Origin of the sequence: Veillonella tobetsuensis (assembly GCF_001078375.1) — a bacterium.
Lineage (GTDB): Bacteria > Bacillota > Negativicutes > Veillonellales > Veillonellaceae > Veillonella > Veillonella tobetsuensis.
In genome coordinates this window covers 172,539-193,911 of record NZ_BBXI01000021.1, presented here as the reverse complement: position 1 = coordinate 193,911, position 21,373 = coordinate 172,539, and the positions used below count along the sequence as shown (strand labels likewise).

Here is a 21,373-nt window from a genome sequence, read left to right as displayed (position 1 = left end):
ATTCATCTGTTGTTGTTTTATGATAATTTTAGTGGAACTATTAATTTATATCTATAGATTTATAGTTAGAGAAATTGAAATATAATCTATAAATACTCTATTCATAGTTATTTATTATACATGTTATATAATTTGTTAAATACTACATAACTTGAGGGATGAGATATGTTTAAAACGTTAAAAGATATCGCGGGTGCAACTATTGATACTTATAAAGCTAAAAAAGAAGAGAATAGAGTCAAAGGGATACAAAAAGAGAATGAACGACTAGCAGAGATTGCAGATTTAGAATTACAGTTAGAGCCTAATAAATATAGGGTTGAACAAGCTATTGGGCGGCATTTAAAAAGTAAAGAGGAGACCCTTGATAGATTTGATTCTATTGTGGAAAAAGCTTTAGATTCTAAGGCAGAATATAATCAGTTAAAAATTGAATTTGAAAGTATAAAAGCAGCTTATGAGAGATATTGTATTGATATAGAGAAGATTAAAAGAGAATTAAGTCGTTTTTATACTCACATTAATGAATCAAAAGTTCAGTTGGTTAAAGAGATTGAAATATATGATACATTACAAACGTATTATGCTACTAATGGACAGATGTTTGGATATTCTAATAGTGATAATTACTCTTATGTTGGGAATGATATTAGTAACTTATCTGGTGTAGGTAGCATGATAGGTTCTATTGTAAAAGGCATTGCAGGTGGCATTGGAGGCGCTATAGGTGCAGTTGGGCTAGCAACAAGCATTGGCACGGCAGGAACGGGAGCTGCAATTAGTGGATTAAGTGGTGCGGCTGCTACTAATGCAACATTAGCTTGGTTAGGTGGCGGTACAATAGCTTCCGGTGGATTTGGGATAGCTGGTGGTATGGCTGTTCTTGGTGGTATAGCAGCACTACCTGTAATTGCTGGTTTGGGTTATGGGTATAATAAGCTTTGTAAAGAAAAAATTAAAGAGCTTAGCGTGGGAATTCCACGAGCGAAATTACAGTTTGTAGAGCTTCTTGATCATCATGATTATCTTTGTGCAGTTAAAGATGTATTAATTGAATATCTAGAATTATTACATCATGCTCATGCTATTTTAAATAACTATAATAGTGTAGTGCTTAATCTTAACGGTGAACCACAAGATATTGATTTTTGTAGAAAATTAGAGGCATTTATTATTGGTGTAGCCAATATATCTATTGAATTACCTAGCCAAGATGAAGTTAAGCTTACTCGAGAAATTATCAACGAGTTAGAATATAAACGACATGATATTCAGTTGACTCTTGATAAATTGAGAGTGGAACTTTCTATTCCTACATATAGAGAACAAGAAATTAAGATTCAATTAATCGAAGGCAGTAAAGTTATTGATAAGATTATTGATATATTTAAAACGGCTAAAGAATCTATTTATATTAGTAATCCTTGGGGAATCAATTTTGAGGGATCTATTGGAGGTGCAAAAGATGCAGCTATTAATAGAGGTATTATAGTAAAGATTATAGATGGTATTCCTGATGGTAAAGGTTCATTTATAAAAGAAGCCGCTATTCTTAAAGATGAGTCCTATTTTATTAAGGCTCAATTTGATATTTTATCTGACGATGAAGGTAGTTCTCGTTCTGAAACTGCATTAGAGGTTGATGAAGATTATAGTCGTGCATTATATCTGAAAATTTTCAATCAAGACAATTTAGTATATACATTACGTCAAGCAAATAGTGTTTTAGAGAAAAAAGCAGCGGAGTACGAAGCACAAGTACAATCATTAGCACAATCGATTGAGAACATTCAAAAAGAAGCTAGTGTCACAGAACTAAAGTTAATAGAAGCCAAACAACAACTTTTAGGAGCAGAGAAGAACGCTAAGTCTTTTGAAAGAAAATTAAAGCAAAGTCAAGAAAAATCCGATAAACTACAATCTGAATACGATGTTATTCAATCTAAATTAGAGGATGCGACTATTACTGCGGCTACACGAAAATCTTATGAGCAGAAAATTAATGAATTAGACTCAATGTTAGCTGAAGCTCATAAGCAGAGTACGGTTATGAAAAATGATTTAAAGAAAGCAGAATCGGCATTAAAAGAAATTGTTTACGAAAAAGAGCGCTTAGAAAAGGATTTTACAGATTTATCTGAAGAAAAGAAACGTGTTCATCGTCGTTTAGAAAAGGCACGCAATGATAAATTAGAATTAGAAAAAGAACAATTAAAAATAAAGAAGGAGAATGAAACATATCTAAAAAATGTAGAGAATCTCCAATCTGAAAATAAAGAACTTCGAGCACAGATGAATGAATATTTTGAAGAAAATAAACAGTTTAAACATTTACTAGATAATGAAAGTAAAATTCTTGAAAATGCTGCCATCAGACGTGCATTTGAGAGTGCTTTACAAACATCTACGAAGGAAATTGATATATTTGCAGCCTGGATTAATAATCATGTCGTAGATGAGCGTATGTTGGAAACTTTTGAATCTTTATTAGATAAAGGTGTTACAATTAAGATTCGTTATGGTATAGGCGATGAATCTAATCCAGATAATGATAAACGAACATATTGGACAAAGAAAAATGCGAAGAAGATGAAAAAGAGATTCGAAAAGTATGGAAAGCTTTTTCGAATGAAATGGGATAACTCTCATGCTAAACTTTTTATATGTGACGATCAGTTTTATGTTATTTCTAGTTTTAATATTTTATCCTTTGATGGACAATATGAAGATGGAAAAGAGGTCAGTACACGTCGAGAATTAGGTGAATGGTCTAAAAATCTATCTAATCTTCAAGCATATCGTAAGATGTATTTTGATTTTTAATATAGATATTATATCAATATTAATAAAACCTGAGTGAATTAAACTAATTCACTCAGGTTTTTCATCTATAAATTTCTATAATACGATATTTATTGTATCGTATATTTGTTTGGTATATAATTAACATAAGATAGTTGGACGAGGTTGGGCATCTCTTCGTTATTGAAGGGAGGGGTAAGCCTATGAGTGATGATGAAATCATTATGCTCCTATTACAGATGATGACCGTAGTCATCGCCTTTGGGGCGTTAATAGCGCTTATTTGTCTAGGAAAAGACAAATAGCCCTTCATTTCCACTAACCCGGAGATTAGTAAAAAACGAAAAGGCCATTTCTACATGTATATGTAATTTAGAGATGAGCCTGACGTCACTACTCGTCTGGCTATCTTCTTTTATTATAACGGCGGTTTCATTCATCGTCAAATATAGATGATATATGGAGTTTTAGTATATAGTTTGTTATATAGGAGGTATTATGCATCACATTACGATTAGCACAACGGGCATATTTAATGCCATTCGGCCGTCCTTGTTCCCGCCGATAGAGGGGAAGGAAACGACGACGTTTTTGCTTGGCTTGGATTTTAATACAGGCGGGATTGTCCCATTTTATGATGAGGAGCAAGACGATGTGGTTGTCAATGGTCCTCATGTTGAGCTGGAACGGCAGCGGATTCGCGCGTTCGTCAAGGCCGTGTGTGAGGAGATGGGCAAGCCCTTTGAGGAGTGTCGCAATGCGTTCTTGTTTTCTTTGCCCGAATTTATCCGCTATGGTACGTATAATGGACAGCCTCTATTAGAAAAGCCTCGTACAGGTGAGTATGAGGCGTATGTTTTGTATAAAAGCCACAGAGGTCGTAAGTTATTATTTCAAAAGGGTCGCCCTCCTAAGGATGAAGTGCAATATGTATTCGACAATATGCTACGTCATTTCATAATGACCTTGTTTTCCGATGAGGGGACGTATGGCTATTTAGCCGACGTTAAGCATATAGAAACGGCCTTATCCCTTGGCGTGTTGCAACAGGCTTTGGAGGACATATGGTCTGCGGACGAAGATATATTCAGTGAAGGGGTTGATGCCTTTTCGGTGCCGAATCATTACGTGATGACCGAGCCTACACAGGTTCATTCTGAATTTTTACTCCTTGCCGATGCGCTTGGTGCCTATATGGTGCAGGCTATGGACGGAGAAACGGAATCGGACGCGCTCAAGACCTTGTCGAAGGATGTATTGTTACAACATATTTGTGAGTCCATGTATAAAATGTACATGGTGCCTTCTGAAGAGGCAGCTATTGACGTCTATGATGACTGTGAACGCTGGCTTAATCCGTTGATTCGGCAATGTTGGAATAGCCAATATACGATGGTCCGTCGTACCTTAAAGCAGGTGCCTACTTATGATGATGGTGTGCTTGGTTATGTGAAAGAACAGAAGGTATTTCCTCTTGTGGCACACGTGATTCGGGAACTTTCAACAGAGAATCTGGGCGTCGAATTGCATCCAAAGGTGCATCAGTATAAGCAGTATTTGGATGTCCTCGTTCCTTATGCAGACCGCGTGGAGGACCTGTATCGCAAACGCTATGTTGGGGTGGGTGATGAGCTCTTGTCCGTCATGGATGAATCCAATCCATTTGGTCTAGGTGATTCGGCTGACGTGGATGATCCGTTTGGGTTTACTGACCCATTTGGCATGAATGATACGGATGATATGCCGCCGGTAGATGTGGAATTATGTTGCCACGTGTATTGTGCGCTGGATGCGTGTCAGCGTGCCATACAAGGCGAGCGCATGTACCACAATGTGATTCCTATCGTGAATTTCCTTGACGATTTGGTCGCTCATGCGGACATTCCTTCGACGGATTCGTGGCAGTACGAGTATATGTTGAAAGTAGGTCGTCTGTCCAAGTGGTATCGGGCGCTGGCCTATGCTTTCACAGGGCGTAGTGAGGCTGAAAGTCTATTTAAAGAGTTGATTCAAGATCAAGAGAAGGATCCATTAGAGTATGAAAGTTATTCGGATGCATTCATTAATAACTTGGCAAATCCGTCGAGTGCCTTTGACCTTGACTATTTGCAACTTGCGTTATTGCATTTTTATGTAGAAACGGACAATCGCGTTGGTTATGAACGCTATATTGAAACCGTGTATCCACCGCTTTTCTCCATGCGTTTTGACTGGATTAGCCAGATGCATGTGCTCTTAAATGAGAATGGCCATGAGGCGGAAGATGAGTATACACAGGGTAATCACTATTGGAACTATACAAATGCGGCCTTTTTGTTGTGGCTTAAAGCTGTGTGGCACTTTCACCTAGACCATATGGATCAAGCCAGCTGGGACGAACTTGGTACCTTGTGGGATGCGACCTATGACAATCCAAACTACCAGCGTCATACACAGGATCATTACGCGTACCTTGAATGCGTCAAATACATGGTGAAATTGGCCGTTCATTTTGGTGATACTCGTCGGGCCGAGATGTACAAGCGGAATTTACAAACCCTCATCGATGAGGAGTATCGATTTGGCTGGGCCGGTACTGCATTAGGATATCCATGGAATGCATCGGATTATAGTATTATGGCTCAGATTAATGAGAGCTTAGGCAAATTAGACCTTGCGAAGGAACAATACGCTAAGGCCTACGCCTTGGTGAGCTTCGCTCAAGAAAAATGGCGTTACTTTGAAGGCAAACATGGTAACATCTGGGACTTACCAATTGCCGTAGACCCAGAGGCGACACAACCTACACTAACCGAATGGTTAACAAACTATACACCGAAATTCTCTACCATTGACGAGTACAAGAAGGCACTGGTATCTTGGATGAGCTATGTGTTCCATTAACATCGTTACATTGACATATAGAATATAAAATAAGCACGTTCTCGTGGATATAGTATACTTATACCAATAAGAGAACGTGCCTATTGTTGTTTGAGAGGTGTTGTATGAAACTAAAAATGATATTGCTAGGTGTATCTATGGCGTTAGCTTTTACCATGCCTATTAATGCGGCGCAATATACTGTGCCCGAGGGACAACCGCCTGTGCCAGGGGCAGATGCAAGTATTCCAGGAAATGCATATCAGAATTATCGGTATGGCAATACTAGTAAAGTACCTGACTTTGAGATTAAGGAATCTCTAAAACTCAGATTTAAAGAGATAGACGACGTTGCAAGTGAGCCTGGAATGAGTCTAGCCAATGCTGATGCATTAAAGAAGGCTAATATTAGGTATATGGACTTGCTTTCCCATGATTCAACGGTCATTTTATTACATGAAAAGGGGTATAATGCTAAACTGACAGCTCCGATTAGGACTGTGGAGGATATAGTGACCCCTTTAAAACGTGAGGATATTACATCATTTGCCATAGACCGTTATGCAATGGCTTCGCTTTCTGGTACTACAGAGACGCCGGAACAAGCTTTTAATGAAAGTAGCGCTGGACGTAAAGGAACTTTCATATATCCTGGTATACGAGCAGGAACTTGGATAATAACAGAATTATCAAAGAACGATAATAATCCTATGATACTTGCCCATGTTATATTCGATGAACAGCCAAATCATACGTACATCGCTACGTTGAGTAAGTTTGGTCAATCGGATGTTGTAACGAACTTAGAGTCAGCAATGGCGAATATTGTGATTCCTTCTATGCAATCGTTGGATACATTGGATAGCATCAGCGATCTTATTACATGGGGAAATATTACGTATCGTGTGCCAAAGGGCATGGTGCTAAAATCGAATGATACGAATCATTCCAATTCAGATAAGCGTGTGTATCAGGGGCATGGAATGGAATTCGTTATTGAAAGAGGCCCTGTTACTGATACTGAAAGCCCGATATTGGTATATTGTAACCGTGTTCTACGTGACTATCTCTATGCATCTCCATCACTTCTATTACAAGAGGTTCCGATTCAGTCTGCAGTGGTGTGGAATAATGGGATTCCTTCTTATCTTATGGATCAATATAATTCTGGTAAAAAATCTCGTATGATTCAATTGATACAGGATAATCAGTATGAATACAATATATATCTTACCTATGAAGATGGAAAAGCAAACTATAATCACATCGAACTACGCGATATAATGGAATATTTGGATTTTGGGAACGCTAAGATGCTAAGAGATACAATGCATCAAAACTTAATACATAAGAAAAAATAGCCCTTCGTTATCCTTTATAATTCGATAACTGAAAGGCCATTTCTACATGTATATGTAATTCAGAGATGAGCCTGACGTATCCACTCGTCTGACTATCTTCTTATATTATAATAAGGTTATGATTTATCGTCAAATTAAGATGAATGAGGTATAGTGTTTATAACTATAATCTCTAAGAGGAGAGTCTTATGTTAAAACATATTTTTATAATGTTAGCAGTAGCGTTAGCTTTCACCATACCTAGCCAAGCGATATCGATACAGGAACTCAAGTCGTCACCGCAGTTTAAGGTGATGTATGAGGTAACGCCTGATGTTCCTAATGTAGATGAGCATACTACATGGTATTTAGATACGAGATCCATAGAGGTGTTAGAGTATGCACCACCTATGTATAAAATTAAAGCTACGGTATACAATGCGTACCAATCACCGCGGAAACATGTTATTTATAGTGATTCCTGGATTGTATCCTATGACACTCGTTTGTCGTTAGCGAGTCAGGTATATCGTGCAAAACAAGTCGGTGCTTCGTTGACGACGGTTATTGATGCGGCACAAACGAAAGCAGGTATGACGGGAACTGAGGAACCCTTAGGCGTATTCTCTTTTGATGGTCAGTCGTTGCCGATTCATGTGAAAGCCTCTACGCGTGCTATTTTGCGCATGGCTCCGAATACGAGGCGTTATGATATAGCGGATACTTTATTCTATGAAGCGTATCGGATGCATTTTGAAGATGTGGTGGTGAAATGAGGCAGATGATGAAAGTATTATATATAACAATGGCATTGGTACTGTCTTGTGTGGTGCCAACATATAGCATGTCTATGCAGGAATTACAAAATACTAACCACTATGAAATGCTTCGTGGCTTTGGTGAAAGCGGCAATGGTGATGGCACCTATATAGATAAGGATTCTATCAAGGCCTCTAACGGGCCGAATGGAACAAAGCAAATTACCATCACACAGTATGTGCTCATGCCTGCTGGTGATACGATTCAGGAAAAGCAGGTTCTTTACACCTTTGATACAAAGCAGTCCTTTGCCAATTTAATTAAGAAATTGGATGCCCATCAATTAGCATCGTATAAAGATCTATGGTTGTCTAAACAAAAGAATTCAGGAATTTCATCTACTATTATTGATTTTAAAGTGTTCCATGTAGATGGAAACCGATATGATGCACAAAGCGAAGCGAGAGATAAATGGATGGCAACGGCCCCTGTAGACTTTGGCTTTGCAGGATATCTTTTGGCTAATCGCTTGTATGAGCGTGTGTACGGTATGCAATTTGATGATATATCGTCAAATTAAGATGAATATGTTGTTATATAGTGTTTATTGTTACAAACTTTAAGAGGTGATTCTAGTGAAACACTCGCTTGTAAAACTCTTGTTAAGTTCTATTTTTATTATTGGTTGTTTGGGGCAAACTGCGTTTGCTAAAACTGATGATGCGGGCGTTTTAGCCGGTTTAGAATCTAATTCGGATATGTATTCTTATTTAAACTATTACCATTATTCCTTATGGCTAGCGGATCATCGTTATTCCTATCATGATATGTATATCTCTGCTGACCAATCGGTTATTATTTCATTATGGGATTTGCGTACACAACCGAGTACAATATATATTACAAAATCTGGGTATGCAACTAATAAAGGGGCTATGGTAGGTATGACGCGAAGCGAAGTAGAATCTCTTTATGGGCCGCTTCTTGAGGATACTGAATGGGGACGACCGGCAGAACCATATGGAGATATCTATCATGGATATGATAAATATACTGGGTACTATGTGGGTGAATACGTAGGGTATCACAACGAAGGTTTATCTTTTGTATTCAATAAATATACGAATCAGGTTGTATTGATTCGATACCAACATAATCGGCATGGGAATAGTAATGTGTTGATGGATGTCAAAAAATATAATTTACTCCCTTATTTATTATAGTGAGTAGAATGAAAGAAAAAATGAATAAAGAATGAAAATACATCGTTGACGTAAAAATAAGTAGTGCTTATAATGAAATTATATTGGAGAATATGAGATTTCTTTCAGTATTTATCTATATTCATAAGTATGTATGAATAAGAATCTATAAGGGTTATTTGTGTGTTAGACCATGTAGGTTAGAGGGAGAGTTATCATGAATAAGAGATTATTAGTGTTAACGGGAATTTTGTCTGTTTTGAGTGTGAATGTTATGGGCGCACCAGTGACTGTTGGTACTGATACGATTACTATCGGCAGTATATCATCAAATAACCGCTTTGATGGTACCACGATTTCTACAAAACAGTTTTGGATTAATGATGAGTTTCCAGATGGTAGTAATGAACGTGTCATTATTAAACCGGGCACGTTATCTATGTCGAATCACGATACTAGTATGGATTTTGATGGCGATGGATTGAACATTGCTGATGTGGGGGCCGCTAGCTCTATTGTGCCAGGGACGGATCCAAGTACTGTGAAAGTGCATGCTACAAAAGTTAAACCGACGGGTATAACTATTAGTGATGGTCGACCAGATGGCATTAATCTTACGTATGATGCGGAAGCGGGTATTCATGCAGGGGATATGAAAATTGAAAATGTAGACGATGGTCAAGCAGATACAGATGCTGTTAACGTTCGTCAATTGCGCGCAGCTACTGCGAATGTTAATGTTAGCAATATTATGGGGAACGTAGGCAGCCAAATTAACAAAGCTGGTGCTGTGTCAGCTGCTTTATCTGGCTTGCATTACTTGGACTACAATCCAAATGATAAATGGTCCTTTGCGACTAGCGTAGGCCATTATAAAAATGCAACGGCTGGTGCTATCGGTACGTCTTATCAACCGAATGAAAATACGATGGTTCATCTTGGCGTTGCTTTAGGTAGTGAAAGTACCTTCAATCTTGGTGCATCTTTCAAATTAGGATACCAAGACCCTAGCTTAAAAATGAGCCGCTTTGAAATGGCACAGCAAATTAAGGACTTACAAGCTGACAATGCAGATTTACGTGCTGAACTTCAAGAAATTAAATTGGCATTACAAAAAATAAGATAGTATATATTTTATAAATTATAGGCACAGCCTTATTTGCATAGTATACTTATGCTAATAGGGTTGTGCTTATTTATGTTGAGAGAGGTTTTTATGATTCGACGTATTTTAATGCTAGCTTTTGTGTTGCTAGTTTTTACCATGCCTACAGAGGCAATTACATTACAAGAGTTACAGACATCGCCGCAGTTTAAATTGGTTCATCACCATGAGTTTAGTAACCCTGTTACAAAAGAGGGCATCTACGTTTACCTAAATACTTATTCTGTAGAGCCTTTGCACTATGCACCGCCGCAGTACACATTGCGTGGAATCTATTATATAGCTACGGTTGCATCCTATGGAGTTGGGATTCAAGAGAAACAGCTTACTGTAGCGTATGATACGAATTACTCATTGGCTACGTTGATTCGTTCGTCTCGCACGATGAATCCAAGTCCGTCCATGATTGCATTGATTCAAGCTAGTGAAAGCAATTCTGGCTTATATATGTCTGATATTGATGTGGCGAGATATGAAGCAGATGGAACCGTGAAATGGACAAAGTACTCAGAGGATACACGTAAGTTCCCAGTGAATCGTAATCATCGAATCCTGTATGATTTAGCAGATACTATGTTTATGGTTGCGTATCAGCAACACTTTGATGATATTGTGGTACAGTGAGGTGGACAATGAAACGAATATATTTACGTTTTTTATGGTTATTAGTCTGCTTCGTATTACCGTTGCAAGGTCAAGCCATATCACAGTCTGAATTATTAGATACGGCACGATTCCAACATATCGATTCTACTGTTGATTCTGGTCGGGGCGATGGGAAATATCTTGATCTTACATCCGTTAGATCTGTAGAAGCTCCTAATGGTCACCGCCGTATCGAAGCCACTGTTTATGTGCTGATGCCTGCAGCTGACCTAATTTATGGACTTCAGATTCAATATGATTACCAAATGGATCAATCGTTGAACCATTTGATTGACAAGCATGATACATCTTTACGGAACGGTGGGAATGACCCATATATTTCCATATGGTATGCAAAACAATCAAATTCGGGAATTACTGGTACAATTACAAGTGCCAATGCTTTTAATAATGGTGGCCAAACTCATAAGCAACAGATTCATATGGCTAATATAAAGGCTATTCTATTACCTGTCGAATTTGGCAATGAAAAATACAAGCTGCCTAATTTGGTATATCAAAAGGCTTATGGAATAGCCTATGATGATGAGCTGTAATAGATTATCGATAGTACTCTAGAATGGATAGAATAGTGAATAGTCACAGATTAATGATTAAACTTTTTTTGGGGCTTCTGATAAAGCTTGTACTTTTACTTATTTGGGGACTCTCTTTTTGGTGCTTTTATAGATTGCTGTACGATCGATATGTATTAGAAGCATATCCATTAAGAGATTATCTTCCCGTATTAATGCTTTCCTTTGGGAATATTTGGTTTTTGCCGTGGCTTATTTTGTGGTATGAGAAGCTATATCCTGCATTTGATAAGCCCAAAATTTATTATAGAGTAAAAGATTGGTTCATTTCTTTAAAAGAGCACTCCTTTTTTGGTATGTTTATATTTAATAGCATAGATTGTTTTATAAAATTATGTTTGCTAACCTATGCCACTATAGTAATACTGGCATGTGTTATACTAGGGCCAGTTCTATTGGTAATGATTAGTACGATATTTCATTACTTTTAAACAGTATAATATAAAATTATTAATGATAGGCACAGCCCTATATGCATAGTATACTTATGCTAATAAGATTGTGCTTATTTTATGAGAGGAGACCTTTATGTCTAAAAAGAAATTGTTTATTGCTGCATTAGTCGCTGTTGTGGCGATTGTACTGGGTTGGTATTTCTTGTATTTCACGAAAACCCCTGTCTATTCCTTGAATCTTGCTCGTGAAGCCGTAGAAAAGCATGATGTAAATGCTTTCAAAAAGCACGTAGATATGGATTCTATTATCGGTTCTGGTTATGATGATGTTGTGGCTATGCAACTGGAAGATCCTGAAATTAAAAATAGTCCATTTAAAGACCTTGCTGAGGTGATGTTCCAAGGTTTGAAACCTAAGATTGTTCCTATTTTGAGCGATGAAATTTACAATGCTATTGCAAAGCAACCTGAAAGTTCAGAGCAAAATGCTCGAGAAAAACAAGCAGCTGATGAAATGAAAGAAAAAACAGGTGTCAAAGACCTTGAGTTCAAAAGCATTGGTTCTGCCACTGTTGATGGTAATAGCGCTGTTGTGCCTGTTACATTTAATTCCAAAGAACTTAACCAAGACGTAACATTTAATCTTGCTATGAAAAAACTTGATGATGGCACATGGCAAGCCGTTAAAATCAATAACTTTAAGGAATTCCTTATCCTTGTGGAGCAACATGAAAAACAAGCTAAAAAGAAGTAGCGACATATAACAATAGCCAGTACTGCGATTGCGGTACTGGCTGTTTGTTTACATATATAATATTAGGTTGATTTTGCACGATGCCTAATGGGTATTAATCTCCTATGTTTCTGGAAACACTACATGTTCTTGTAACTTAAATTCCGGATTATTCGTAGAATCAAAGAACTCAATCATATTCCGTAATTTTTGAACTTCATCAGCACTTAAAAAGTTCGGATAAAAGATGGTATAGATAAAATGATAGGTACCATCATAGGATTCAAAGTTTAGGATGTGAATATCACTATAGGGTTCATAACTATGTATGGATAGGCCAGGTATATTATTATTCCATACAACAGCGTAATTAATATACTCTGGTGTTGGGTGGTACCGGTATATATCCCAGAATGAATGTAAATTCCTACTGAAATTGTAATGCCCATCAATGATATTATTACGAGTATACGGATTATTAGTAAGATTGATAGTAGAAACAAAAAAGGTTAGGGATCCCTTTTGGTAATATCTCATATCTTGATAATCTTCTTTACTTTCACCTTCGAATAGGGCATCTTTAGGTACACGATACTTTATGCCGTTTAGGTTTTCTATGCGTGAATATTCATTCAACTCATTGAGATTTTTCACGGATGGAAGCACGTAATTGGCAAGTAGATTGTCAGTAGGCACCTTATTCAACACCGGTTTATTATCAAAATAGGCGATACCTGCATGATATAAAGGGTAACGTATGGCAAAGCCCATCATATGTTTAAAGTTGATGGTATCGACGGTCATCGTCGTTTTTTGACCGTTTTTGAGGTAAGGCATTTTCATACTGTCCCAAGTACTATAGGTAACAGTAGGGTATGAAAATACAGTTGCCTTTATATCAGAAATATGCTTTTCTGGACTCTTCTTTGCTTTATCTTGTAAGAACTTACGAACGTCCTTGTCTGTTAGTTTTTCATAGGCAGTTTTAGTGTTGCGCCAATCCTGATCTTTGTAATCTGCATAGTCGATTTCTAGATTAAGACTGCCATTATCGGTTATAACGCGATAATCCTCTATGGTGCGATCTGGATTTTTATACCGGCCGATATTATATTCGCTCTTTATGCCTGCTACGGGGAATGAAAGTCGGATTTGGCTGTATCGATTGTGAACGGAAATCACTGTATTGTGGTAATGTTCGCCACGATATATAGAGGCCTCCTTTGCATAGGCTAGTTCGTTTCTACTAATACCGTTGGCTTTATCAGTACTCTTTAAGGTTTCTACATAATTGGACACATCCTTTTCAATGGCTTGGTTTGTGGCTTGATAATTTATATACGCATCCTTTGGAATTTTCGCATCCGCACCGGGAATATTGACATCGATGGCGCCTACTGGTGACAGTATAGTGCTTATGATGAAAGCTCCCGTTAGTACTACTAATTTTGTCATCTTTTTATCTCCCTTTTAGGCTCTCCTTATGTATCGGTGTTATAGCAATACATAGATTTTCTTTATTAAGTATAATTATATAACTGAATGTCTATATATTTCTATATTGTAAGCCCTATTACGCTTACATATTATAATCTGTATTACGTTTATATGTCGCCATGCACTAAATTCTCCTCATCCGTTTTTCTATAATAAAGGTGTAATAAAGATAGCTTTCATAAGGATTAGCAAGATACAAGGGGGATGTCCTATGAATCAAGGTTTAGTGCGCCAAATTAATGATATTGTTAGACCTTATCGCGAAGCGCGGATGGGTCTGCTCATCGCGATTAGTAATCCGGTTGGGCGGAGTGGGCCAACGCCGCCTTTGACATGGCATTATATGATTGGTAGGAATTGGTACAAGCACATGATTCATGGCACGGCGTCCGTGAATGGTGTACATGGACAGCAGCCGGTGGAAATGACCTTGTTTGCATGGCCTGAGAATCGGATTGCGGATTGGCATAGCGTAGGTGGCTGGTATACCCAGCAATATGGATACCCTTGTGTGCTCTGCGTGTCGCCTACGGGGCATACTAAGATGCTTCGTTATGATAATGGCAAAATGCGTTATGGCGATGACCTGGGGCCATGGGACCCTAGTCACATTGAGGATTATGGGATGGCTGTCTTTGGTAAAAGCTACGCTTGCACGGCCATTGATGGTGATTATCGGTGCATGCAATTTCCTGAATTTAACAGGAAAGAGGGCACTCATTTTGGTGCCTTATCTGACTATATTGGTAGTGAATATATTTTACTATTTCCTAAAAGTCGCATTTGCTCGGCGTCTAAAGTCGGACGTCATTCTATCGAAGATCTAGCCAATATATGTAATATTCCCTATGATATGGTGGAACAAACCTATCTATACGAGCCTGATGATCCGACGGAATATAAAGAAACCTTTTATGCTCTTTACGTACGAAAAGCAAGATTACAAGAGGTCTTTGGCGTTTATAAACGAACCCTTATGTGTAGAGACATAAATTGGATGATTTGTGTCACACCGCGAGGCTATATGTACCATATTTCTCCATTTACCAATAGTAAAACGGGACTAACAACGGACTCATTACCTAATATTGCGTATGACCCGCATGCCGATGAATTTCTGGCCCTTCTCGCTAAAGACAAATGGGAACTATGTGGTAACTATGGTCGATTTTCACTTTATACATACAAATCCTTTATGGAAACACACGATCGTTACATCAAAACGATTTCTCCAGATCCGACATTTACCTATTGTCCTCCTACAGTAATGACCGTAGTCACAGGGCACAATATAATTCAGAAAATACTAAAAACACCATGTGTGCTAGCATAAAAAAGAGCTACCTTAGGGAATCTAAGGTAGCAATAGCAAAATAGCCCTCCGTTGCCTAGTGTAACTAGATAACTGAAAGGCCATTTCCTAAGATTTTACTATTTTCGAGATGCGCCTGACGTTTCGACTCGTCTGACTATCTTCTTATATTATAGATAGAATTGTATATATCGTCAAATACGAATAAACCATAAAACAATAGGCACAATGCTTCTTAGCATAGTATACTTATGCTAGTAAGGTTGTGCCTTTTTCGTTAGGGTTATTATATTGTTATATCATATAGTTTTGAGAGTTAGATATTTGTGAATATGTGTAAATCAATTATAAAAATTGTTTTAGGCCTCGTTGTAAAGCTATTGCTTTTAGTAATTTGGTGTATTTCTATATATGTTTTTTGTGGTTTAATTTATGATCGTTATGTGTTGGAACTATACCCATTAGGTGATAAAGTTCTAGTACTGATTTTTACGTTTGGTAATATATGGATTATACCCTGGCTGATTTTGTGGTGTAAAAAACTGCATCCATTTTTATCTAAACCTAAGATATATTATTCATGTAAATCTTGGATAGCAGAAAAAAGAGAGGCTTCTTTTGCTTTTAAATCTTTATTCTTAATTATTGAATTAATATTGAAAGCCTATGGTATATTGTGGAGTACCCTGTTAGTTGTTATATTAGCCCTAATTCTTACACCCTTATTATTACAACTGAGGAACCTCTTTTCTTGGATACTAGGATGGGGGTAATTTGAGAATTTCTCTAGTTTTATAAGTCTTTTATCGGTTATATAGTTTTGAGAGACTAGGAGAGAATGATGAGAACAAAATTTATAGTATTTAGTTTGGGTATTGCTGTATTACTGGCCGGCAATATGAGTTCTGTTGCTGATGCCAGTTGGTTGAGTAAAGCCATGGATCGTTTAGAAACAAGTAATGCTAAACTTTCACCAAGTTGGCCAAAGGCAGAGCAATATCGTCATTATAGACCTGGTCAGGTCATAGGGGCCTATTTGCCTGCTGAAGATATGAAAATTGCAGGTGTGTCCCTTGGTACATCTTTTGATGCAGTAAAGGCTAGCCTTGGTCAGCCGACTAGTGAAAAACGTGATGAGCTTACCTATGGAGGCATTAAATTCGGACATTCCTTGATGCAAGATAGCAGACCTATCGTATGGTATATAACCGTAAGCAATCGCGATGCTGTAACTGCTCGAGGCATTGCCGTTGGCGACACCTTGAAAAAGGTTATGGACGTCTATGGACGACCTGATTTTATCGACTTTAATAACCGGTGGTTCTATGGATATCTTAGATATAATAGCGATAACATTCGCGGTATATTCTTTGAACATAATGGTAGCAAGGTGACGAAGATTATCATAAGCGATAATTAAGTAGGTGCTATTCCTACGGACGATATATAAAACAATAAATTGAAATTAATCAATATATTTGCTACACTATACATATGAATAATGATTCCTAATGTTATATGTAGATAAAGGAGTTCCTATGTTATTTGTAGAATATCCAAAATGCACAACGTGCAAAAAAGCAAAGAAGTTTTTAGATGATCATCATATTGAGTACACAGACCGTGATATTAAATCTGAAAATCCTACAGCTGAGGAAATCGCTGCATGGTATCCTCAATCTGGTAAAGATTTGAAAGCTTTCTTTAATACATCAGGCTTGATTTATCGTGAACAACAATTAAAGGATAAATTACCAGGGCTCAGTGAAGAGGAAAAATTAGCTTTATTGGCATCTAATGGTATGCTCGTAAAACGTCCAATTTTGGTATTAGAGGACAAAGTTCTAGTAGGTTTTAAAGAAAAAGAATGGATTGAGGCACTCAATCTATAATCGTTTCTCATCAACATAAAAGGCTGTAACAGCATGTGGTAATACTACACTCTGTTACAGCCTTTTTTGTCATAAAATGTAAAAAATATGCTATAATTAATATACTATTTATAATTTAGAGAGAGTGTTTATTATGCATATTACAAAGCCCCTATTATGGCTATTAGAACCGTATATCGTATACAAAGCCTATTTGTGGGGCCTTCATTTTTATTCGCATCCATTAACTTGGGAAGGTGAAGTGGATTGGTTTTCATTGACCTTGACCATATTGCTCGCCATTGATGCTGTTGTATTACCACTTTTATTGTTATACCTACCAGCATGCAATCCCCACAAGGAAGTTCCTAAATGGATTATGAGGATGTTTAATCCTTTAGATCGTTTTGTAGCTTGGATTGAAGGAAAACAACTTGGTACGGTATGGATGAAAATCATTGGCGCTTTATGGGCCTTTTTTATATACCTTGTACCTGTTTATATCGGTGGACAACTAGCGATGGCCGTCGTTGTATCACTCATTTATGATGTGCTAATTTGGGCGACCGTACAGGTGCAATAGACGTTCCTGTAAAGGATAACGGATTTACTACACCATGAGACTTATAATATAAATGTAGATTATGAACTAGGTATATACTGTACAGATTAGGTAACACAGTATTTCTGGAGGCAGGATATACTTTCACAAGGAGGAGTCATGAATACCTTAGAATGCATTAAAACACGTCATAGTACGCGCAAATTTAAATCTGAACCTGTGGCAAAGGAATTACTAGATACTGTTATTGATGCGGGTCGTCGCGCGCCAACAGGTGGCAATTTACAACCTACACATTTTATGGTCATTACCAATCCGGATGTGTTGAAAGAACTAGTAACCCTTGTCCAAGACGAGTATGGTAAGACGGAAGTAACGGAACAAACGCCGCCATACATGGTGAACATCATTAAAATGTCTAAAGAGGGCAAATTTGTGTTCCATTACAATGCGCCGGCGCTTGTCGTATTGGCTCATAAACCGGTATTAGCCAACAATTTCTCTGATACGGCGTGTGCTATGCAAAATATGATGCTTGCATGTAATGAACTCGATTTGGGCTGTTGCTGGGTTAATCAATTGCGTCATTTGCAAGATAATGAACGCCTCGTGGCGCGCTTGCGCGAACTCGGTATGGGCGATGATGAAAAGGTTTATGCTAGCCTTTCTGTGGGGTACCCTGATTTGCCAAATGGATTGAATCGTAGAGAACTGGACATCAAAGGAAATCCTGTAACATATATAGGTTAATAAATGCTCTATAACAGTTATAGATTGAGAAATAATCCATTCCGTTAAACAATAAAATAGAAGAATAAAGTAAAAGGTCCTCAGGATGATGCATGACTACACTAATTGTGTGGTCATACATCATCCTTGAGGATTTTTTTGAGCTCTGCTGATGACTATATAGTATGTATGTATGTAAATAAAAGTGAAAATTGTGCTTGCCAATATACCCATATAGGTATATAGTATAGATAAGCATATACCAGTATGGGTATATGCAGAATGATGTTAATAGTTATATTCAGTTGAATAACAATATATAGTACGATTGATATATTGTTGCCGGAGGTATATATGGCAACGCACAATACAATAAAAGACTGGTTCCTGGAACATACCGAACCACTAACATTAATTATAGATAAAATGGATCATGCATTCTTGGTGGATGATTCTGATGGCACTAAAGCTTGTGATGTGGAAGAATCCTTCCGTACATTAGATAATATATCTGTGTTAAGCATGCCAGTAATGCCAGTACAATGGCATAGTGTATCTCAAACTGCGTTGTCATGGACCATGTTAGTTCATCAAGGCTGTCAAAAAATAAAATAATCCCTCTTATAGAACTACAATTTCAAACTAGTTGTATGTAACAAAAGGCCGCAATCGCGGCTTTTTTTCTTATATAAATTTATAAAGAGACATAGCGTTTACCCACGGCATAGATGTTATTTTAAGCAATATACCATTTTATTCTTTAAAATACTAAAGAATTTACAGAGATGTATTGACCGTTTGCTGGAAAATTGTGTACAATTAATTTAGAAATACATAGTGTGTAATGGAGGGCTAATAAATGGCTAAAATAGGTACATTAGCAGGTTATAATCGGGCTTCGGAGGTGCCGGAAGACGATTATTTATTGCTAGAAAATCAATTGGGATTTCCTTTGTATGTGGTAGCAAAGGAATTGGTAAATGCATATCGTCCATATTTGGAACCATTAAATTTAACATATACTCAATACATCGTCATGATGGCATTGTGGCAATACGGTGACTTATCCGTAAAAGAATTGGGGCAAGTATTGCGTTTAGATTCTGGTACATTAACACCACTGCTTAAAAAATTGGAACTGAAAGGGTTCTTGAAACGCAAACGTAGTCGTAATGATGAACGCGTTGTGATGGTTATTCTTACAGAAGAAGGTCATAACATTCGTGCAGAAGCAATTGAAGTACCTAAGTTATTAGTCGCTAAATCTAAAGAAGTGTTTTCTGTTCATGAAGCGGCTGAATTGAGAGCTTTACTTAACAAATTGTTAGATGCTATCGATGCTGCTCATGGTGTAGTTAATCCTGAGGATATTAAACGATAAAAAAATATATAACACAGTAAGGTAAAGCCATTGTAACACCTAGTATGTTTGCGTTTAGTATTGTGTATGTTTTATATGTGGTATAATTTAAGTAACTTTTGTATTATGGGGTCATTGAGAGTAGCCCCAGTGTTACCCTTTAGGGTGAAGGAGAACATTATGAATAAGAAATTTGTTACAACATTTGCTCTAGCAGCAACATTATTAGTTGGTTCCGTAGCAAGCGCTGCTAACTGGAATGGCTTAGATAATTATCCAGAGGTACCAAACAGTGCTAATGGTACAGAAACTTACTTCTTTGACAAAGCATCTGAATTTAAATTGATCGATGGCAGCCGTAACTATGTATTCGGTATTAATGTGGTGAATATGCACAACAACCAATACGGCGAAGCTACATTGTTCAAATATATCGTGCATCCTAGCTTGAATGTAGTCTATCGTTTTGCTCCAGATGGTCAATTGTACCAAATCAATCCTGGCACGAACGAATTCAACATGTTCAAGGCTGCTTGGAAAGAAGTATATGGCACAGAATTTGAATTCACTAATATGAATGCAGTGCCTGCAACTGTAAATGTTCATCCATAATAATTAAATACTTATAATGGTGAAAGTTCACGTATGGGAGCTTTCACCATTATTGTATATACATGTATTAGTTTTTATGAGGCGATTAGTATGACAGTGCTTTCGTTCTGTGAAAGCTATATGTATTGTGTTAGGAGGTAAGGATGGCAAAATCTGAATTTGCGCAAGCCTATATGGAGCGCATGTTTCCTGAAATCGCATCCCCCGCAGGATATATAGATCCTGAATTTGAAGATTTATTTGAAAACTTTGCCTTTCATGAGGTTATTACCGAAGATGGTTGTAATGTAGCGGCACACAGTCGATTTTTAGCGATTTTAGCTATATTAGTCGGTGCAGGTGCAACGGAAGAATACTCGTTGATGATGCCCGCTGCCTTGAACTTTGGGGTTATTCCTGATGAAATTGTAGAGCTCATCTACCAAGCGGTACCATATCTTGGTATTGGTCACGTACGTCCGTTCTTTAAGATTACTAATAAGATTTTTGACTATCGAGATGAAGATATTCAAAATCCGCATCGTAGCACCGTAACGAGTGAGACACGCCTTGAGAAGGGCATTGAAAAACAGGTTGAAATCTGGGGCGAAGGCATGAGAGACTTTTACCAATCAGGCCCACAAGAAACGCGCCACATCAACAAGTGGCTGTCTAATATGTTTGGCGATTACTATACGCGTAAAGGCTTGACTACGCGTCAACGAGAAATGATTACCTTCTGTTTCCTCATGGCCCAAGGTGGCTGTGAAGCACAGCTAAAGGTTCATGTTATTGGTAATTTAAACGTCGGAAATGACAAGCAATATTTGATTAGCATTGCATCTCAGTGCGTGCCATATATTGGGTATCCACGCGTGTTGAATGCATTAACTTGTATTAATGCTGGCTTTGCAGAGTGGGCGGCTAGTCAATGATTTTTAAATTATAAGGA

20 protein-coding genes are annotated in these 21,373 nt (G+C 37.6%); 19 read left to right on the top strand and 1 reads right to left on the bottom strand.

What is annotated here, in order from left to right; translation table 11 throughout:
• Window positions 1-165 precede the first annotated feature (165 nt).
• The 10 genes from VEI_RS10410 to VEI_RS08835 all read left to right on the top strand — a co-directional run bounded on the left by VEI_RS10410 (window position 166) and on the right by VEI_RS08835 (window position 12,520).
• Window positions 166-2,823, top strand: coding sequence for a phospholipase D-like domain-containing protein (locus VEI_RS10410; protein ID WP_059364431.1), 2,658 nt, complete (start codon window positions 166-168; stop codon window positions 2,821-2,823).
• A gap of 477 nt (window positions 2,824-3,300) precedes the next feature.
• Window positions 3,301-5,685 (top strand): hypothetical protein, encoded by a 2,385-nt coding sequence (locus VEI_RS08880; RefSeq protein WP_059364425.1) that lies wholly within the window; start codon window positions 3,301-3,303, stop codon window positions 5,683-5,685.
• A gap of 104 nt (window positions 5,686-5,789) precedes the next feature.
• On the top strand, window positions 5,790-7,025 hold the full coding sequence (locus tag VEI_RS08875; protein WP_059364422.1) for a hypothetical protein: 1,236 nt from the start codon (window positions 5,790-5,792) through the stop codon (window positions 7,023-7,025).
• A 188-nt stretch (window positions 7,026-7,213) separates the two neighbouring features.
• Window positions 7,214-7,780, top strand: coding sequence for a hypothetical protein (locus tag VEI_RS08870; RefSeq protein WP_059364417.1), 567 nt, complete (start codon window positions 7,214-7,216; stop codon window positions 7,778-7,780).
• A 5-nt stretch (window positions 7,781-7,785) separates the two neighbouring features.
• Entirely contained in the window at window positions 7,786-8,343 is a 558-nt protein-coding gene (locus VEI_RS08865) for a hypothetical protein (protein ID WP_223209364.1), read from the top strand.
• 55 nt (window positions 8,344-8,398) lie between these two features.
• The gene (locus VEI_RS08860) at window positions 8,399-8,986 is read left to right on the top strand and encodes a hypothetical protein (RefSeq protein WP_059364410.1); all 588 of its coding nucleotides are present in this window, start codon (window positions 8,399-8,401) and stop codon (window positions 8,984-8,986) included.
• A 196-nt stretch (window positions 8,987-9,182) separates the two neighbouring features.
• Window positions 9,183-10,091, top strand: a complete 909-nt coding sequence (locus tag VEI_RS08855; RefSeq protein ID WP_059364406.1) for a YadA-like family protein — start codon at window positions 9,183-9,185, stop codon at window positions 10,089-10,091.
• Window positions 10,092-10,181: 90 nt separating this feature from the next.
• Entirely contained in the window at window positions 10,182-10,754 is a 573-nt protein-coding gene (locus VEI_RS08850) for a hypothetical protein (RefSeq protein WP_059364401.1), read from the top strand.
• A gap of 8 nt (window positions 10,755-10,762) precedes the next feature.
• Window positions 10,763-11,332: a hypothetical protein gene (locus VEI_RS08845; protein WP_059364399.1), complete on the top strand. Its 570-nt coding sequence runs from the start codon at window positions 10,763-10,765 to the stop codon at window positions 11,330-11,332.
• Window positions 11,333-11,899: 567 nt separating this feature from the next.
• The gene (locus tag VEI_RS08835) at window positions 11,900-12,520 is read left to right on the top strand and encodes a hypothetical protein (RefSeq protein WP_059364397.1); all 621 of its coding nucleotides are present in this window, start codon (window positions 11,900-11,902) and stop codon (window positions 12,518-12,520) included.
• A gap of 102 nt (window positions 12,521-12,622) precedes the next feature.
• Here VEI_RS08835 and VEI_RS08830 read toward each other — a convergent pair whose 3' ends face one another.
• Window positions 12,623-13,954, bottom strand: a complete 1,332-nt coding sequence (locus VEI_RS08830; protein ID WP_059364395.1) for a hypothetical protein — start codon at window positions 13,952-13,954, stop codon at window positions 12,623-12,625.
• Window positions 13,955-14,207: 253 nt separating this feature from the next.
• On the opposite strand from VEI_RS08830, the gene VEI_RS08825 reads away from it, so the two are divergent.
• From VEI_RS08825 to VEI_RS08780, 9 genes are all read left to right on the top strand, one after another.
• Window positions 14,208-15,329 carry a hypothetical protein gene (locus VEI_RS08825; protein ID WP_059364393.1) on the top strand — a complete coding sequence of 374 codons (1,122 nt, stop codon included), beginning with the start codon at window positions 14,208-14,210 and terminating at the stop codon, window positions 15,327-15,329.
• An 820-nt stretch (window positions 15,330-16,149) separates the two neighbouring features.
• A complete protein-coding gene (locus tag VEI_RS08815; protein ID WP_059364390.1) occupies window positions 16,150-16,728 on the top strand; it encodes a hypothetical protein in 579 nt (192 codons plus the stop codon).
• A 118-nt stretch (window positions 16,729-16,846) separates the two neighbouring features.
• Entirely contained in the window at window positions 16,847-17,200 is a 354-nt protein-coding gene (locus VEI_RS08810; protein ID WP_009660717.1) for a Spx/MgsR family RNA polymerase-binding regulatory protein, read from the top strand.
• Between the two features lie 133 nt (window positions 17,201-17,333).
• Entirely contained in the window at window positions 17,334-17,762 is a 429-nt protein-coding gene (locus VEI_RS08805; RefSeq protein ID WP_059364385.1) for a hypothetical protein, read from the top strand.
• 138 nt (window positions 17,763-17,900) lie between these two features.
• Window positions 17,901-18,491: a nitroreductase gene (locus VEI_RS08800; protein WP_059364379.1), complete on the top strand. Its 591-nt coding sequence runs from the start codon at window positions 17,901-17,903 to the stop codon at window positions 18,489-18,491.
• A gap of 333 nt (window positions 18,492-18,824) precedes the next feature.
• Entirely contained in the window at window positions 18,825-19,085 is a 261-nt protein-coding gene (locus VEI_RS08795) for a hypothetical protein (RefSeq protein ID WP_071824921.1), read from the top strand.
• Between the two features lie 244 nt (window positions 19,086-19,329).
• Window positions 19,330-19,851, top strand: coding sequence for a MarR family winged helix-turn-helix transcriptional regulator (locus tag VEI_RS08790; RefSeq protein WP_059364375.1), 522 nt, complete (start codon window positions 19,330-19,332; stop codon window positions 19,849-19,851).
• 159 nt (window positions 19,852-20,010) lie between these two features.
• Entirely contained in the window at window positions 20,011-20,442 is a 432-nt protein-coding gene (locus VEI_RS08785) for a hypothetical protein (protein WP_059364372.1), read from the top strand.
• A 143-nt stretch (window positions 20,443-20,585) separates the two neighbouring features.
• The gene (locus VEI_RS08780) at window positions 20,586-21,356 is read left to right on the top strand and encodes a carboxymuconolactone decarboxylase family protein (RefSeq protein WP_059364371.1); all 771 of its coding nucleotides are present in this window, start codon (window positions 20,586-20,588) and stop codon (window positions 21,354-21,356) included.
• Window positions 21,357-21,373: the final 17 nt, after the last annotated feature.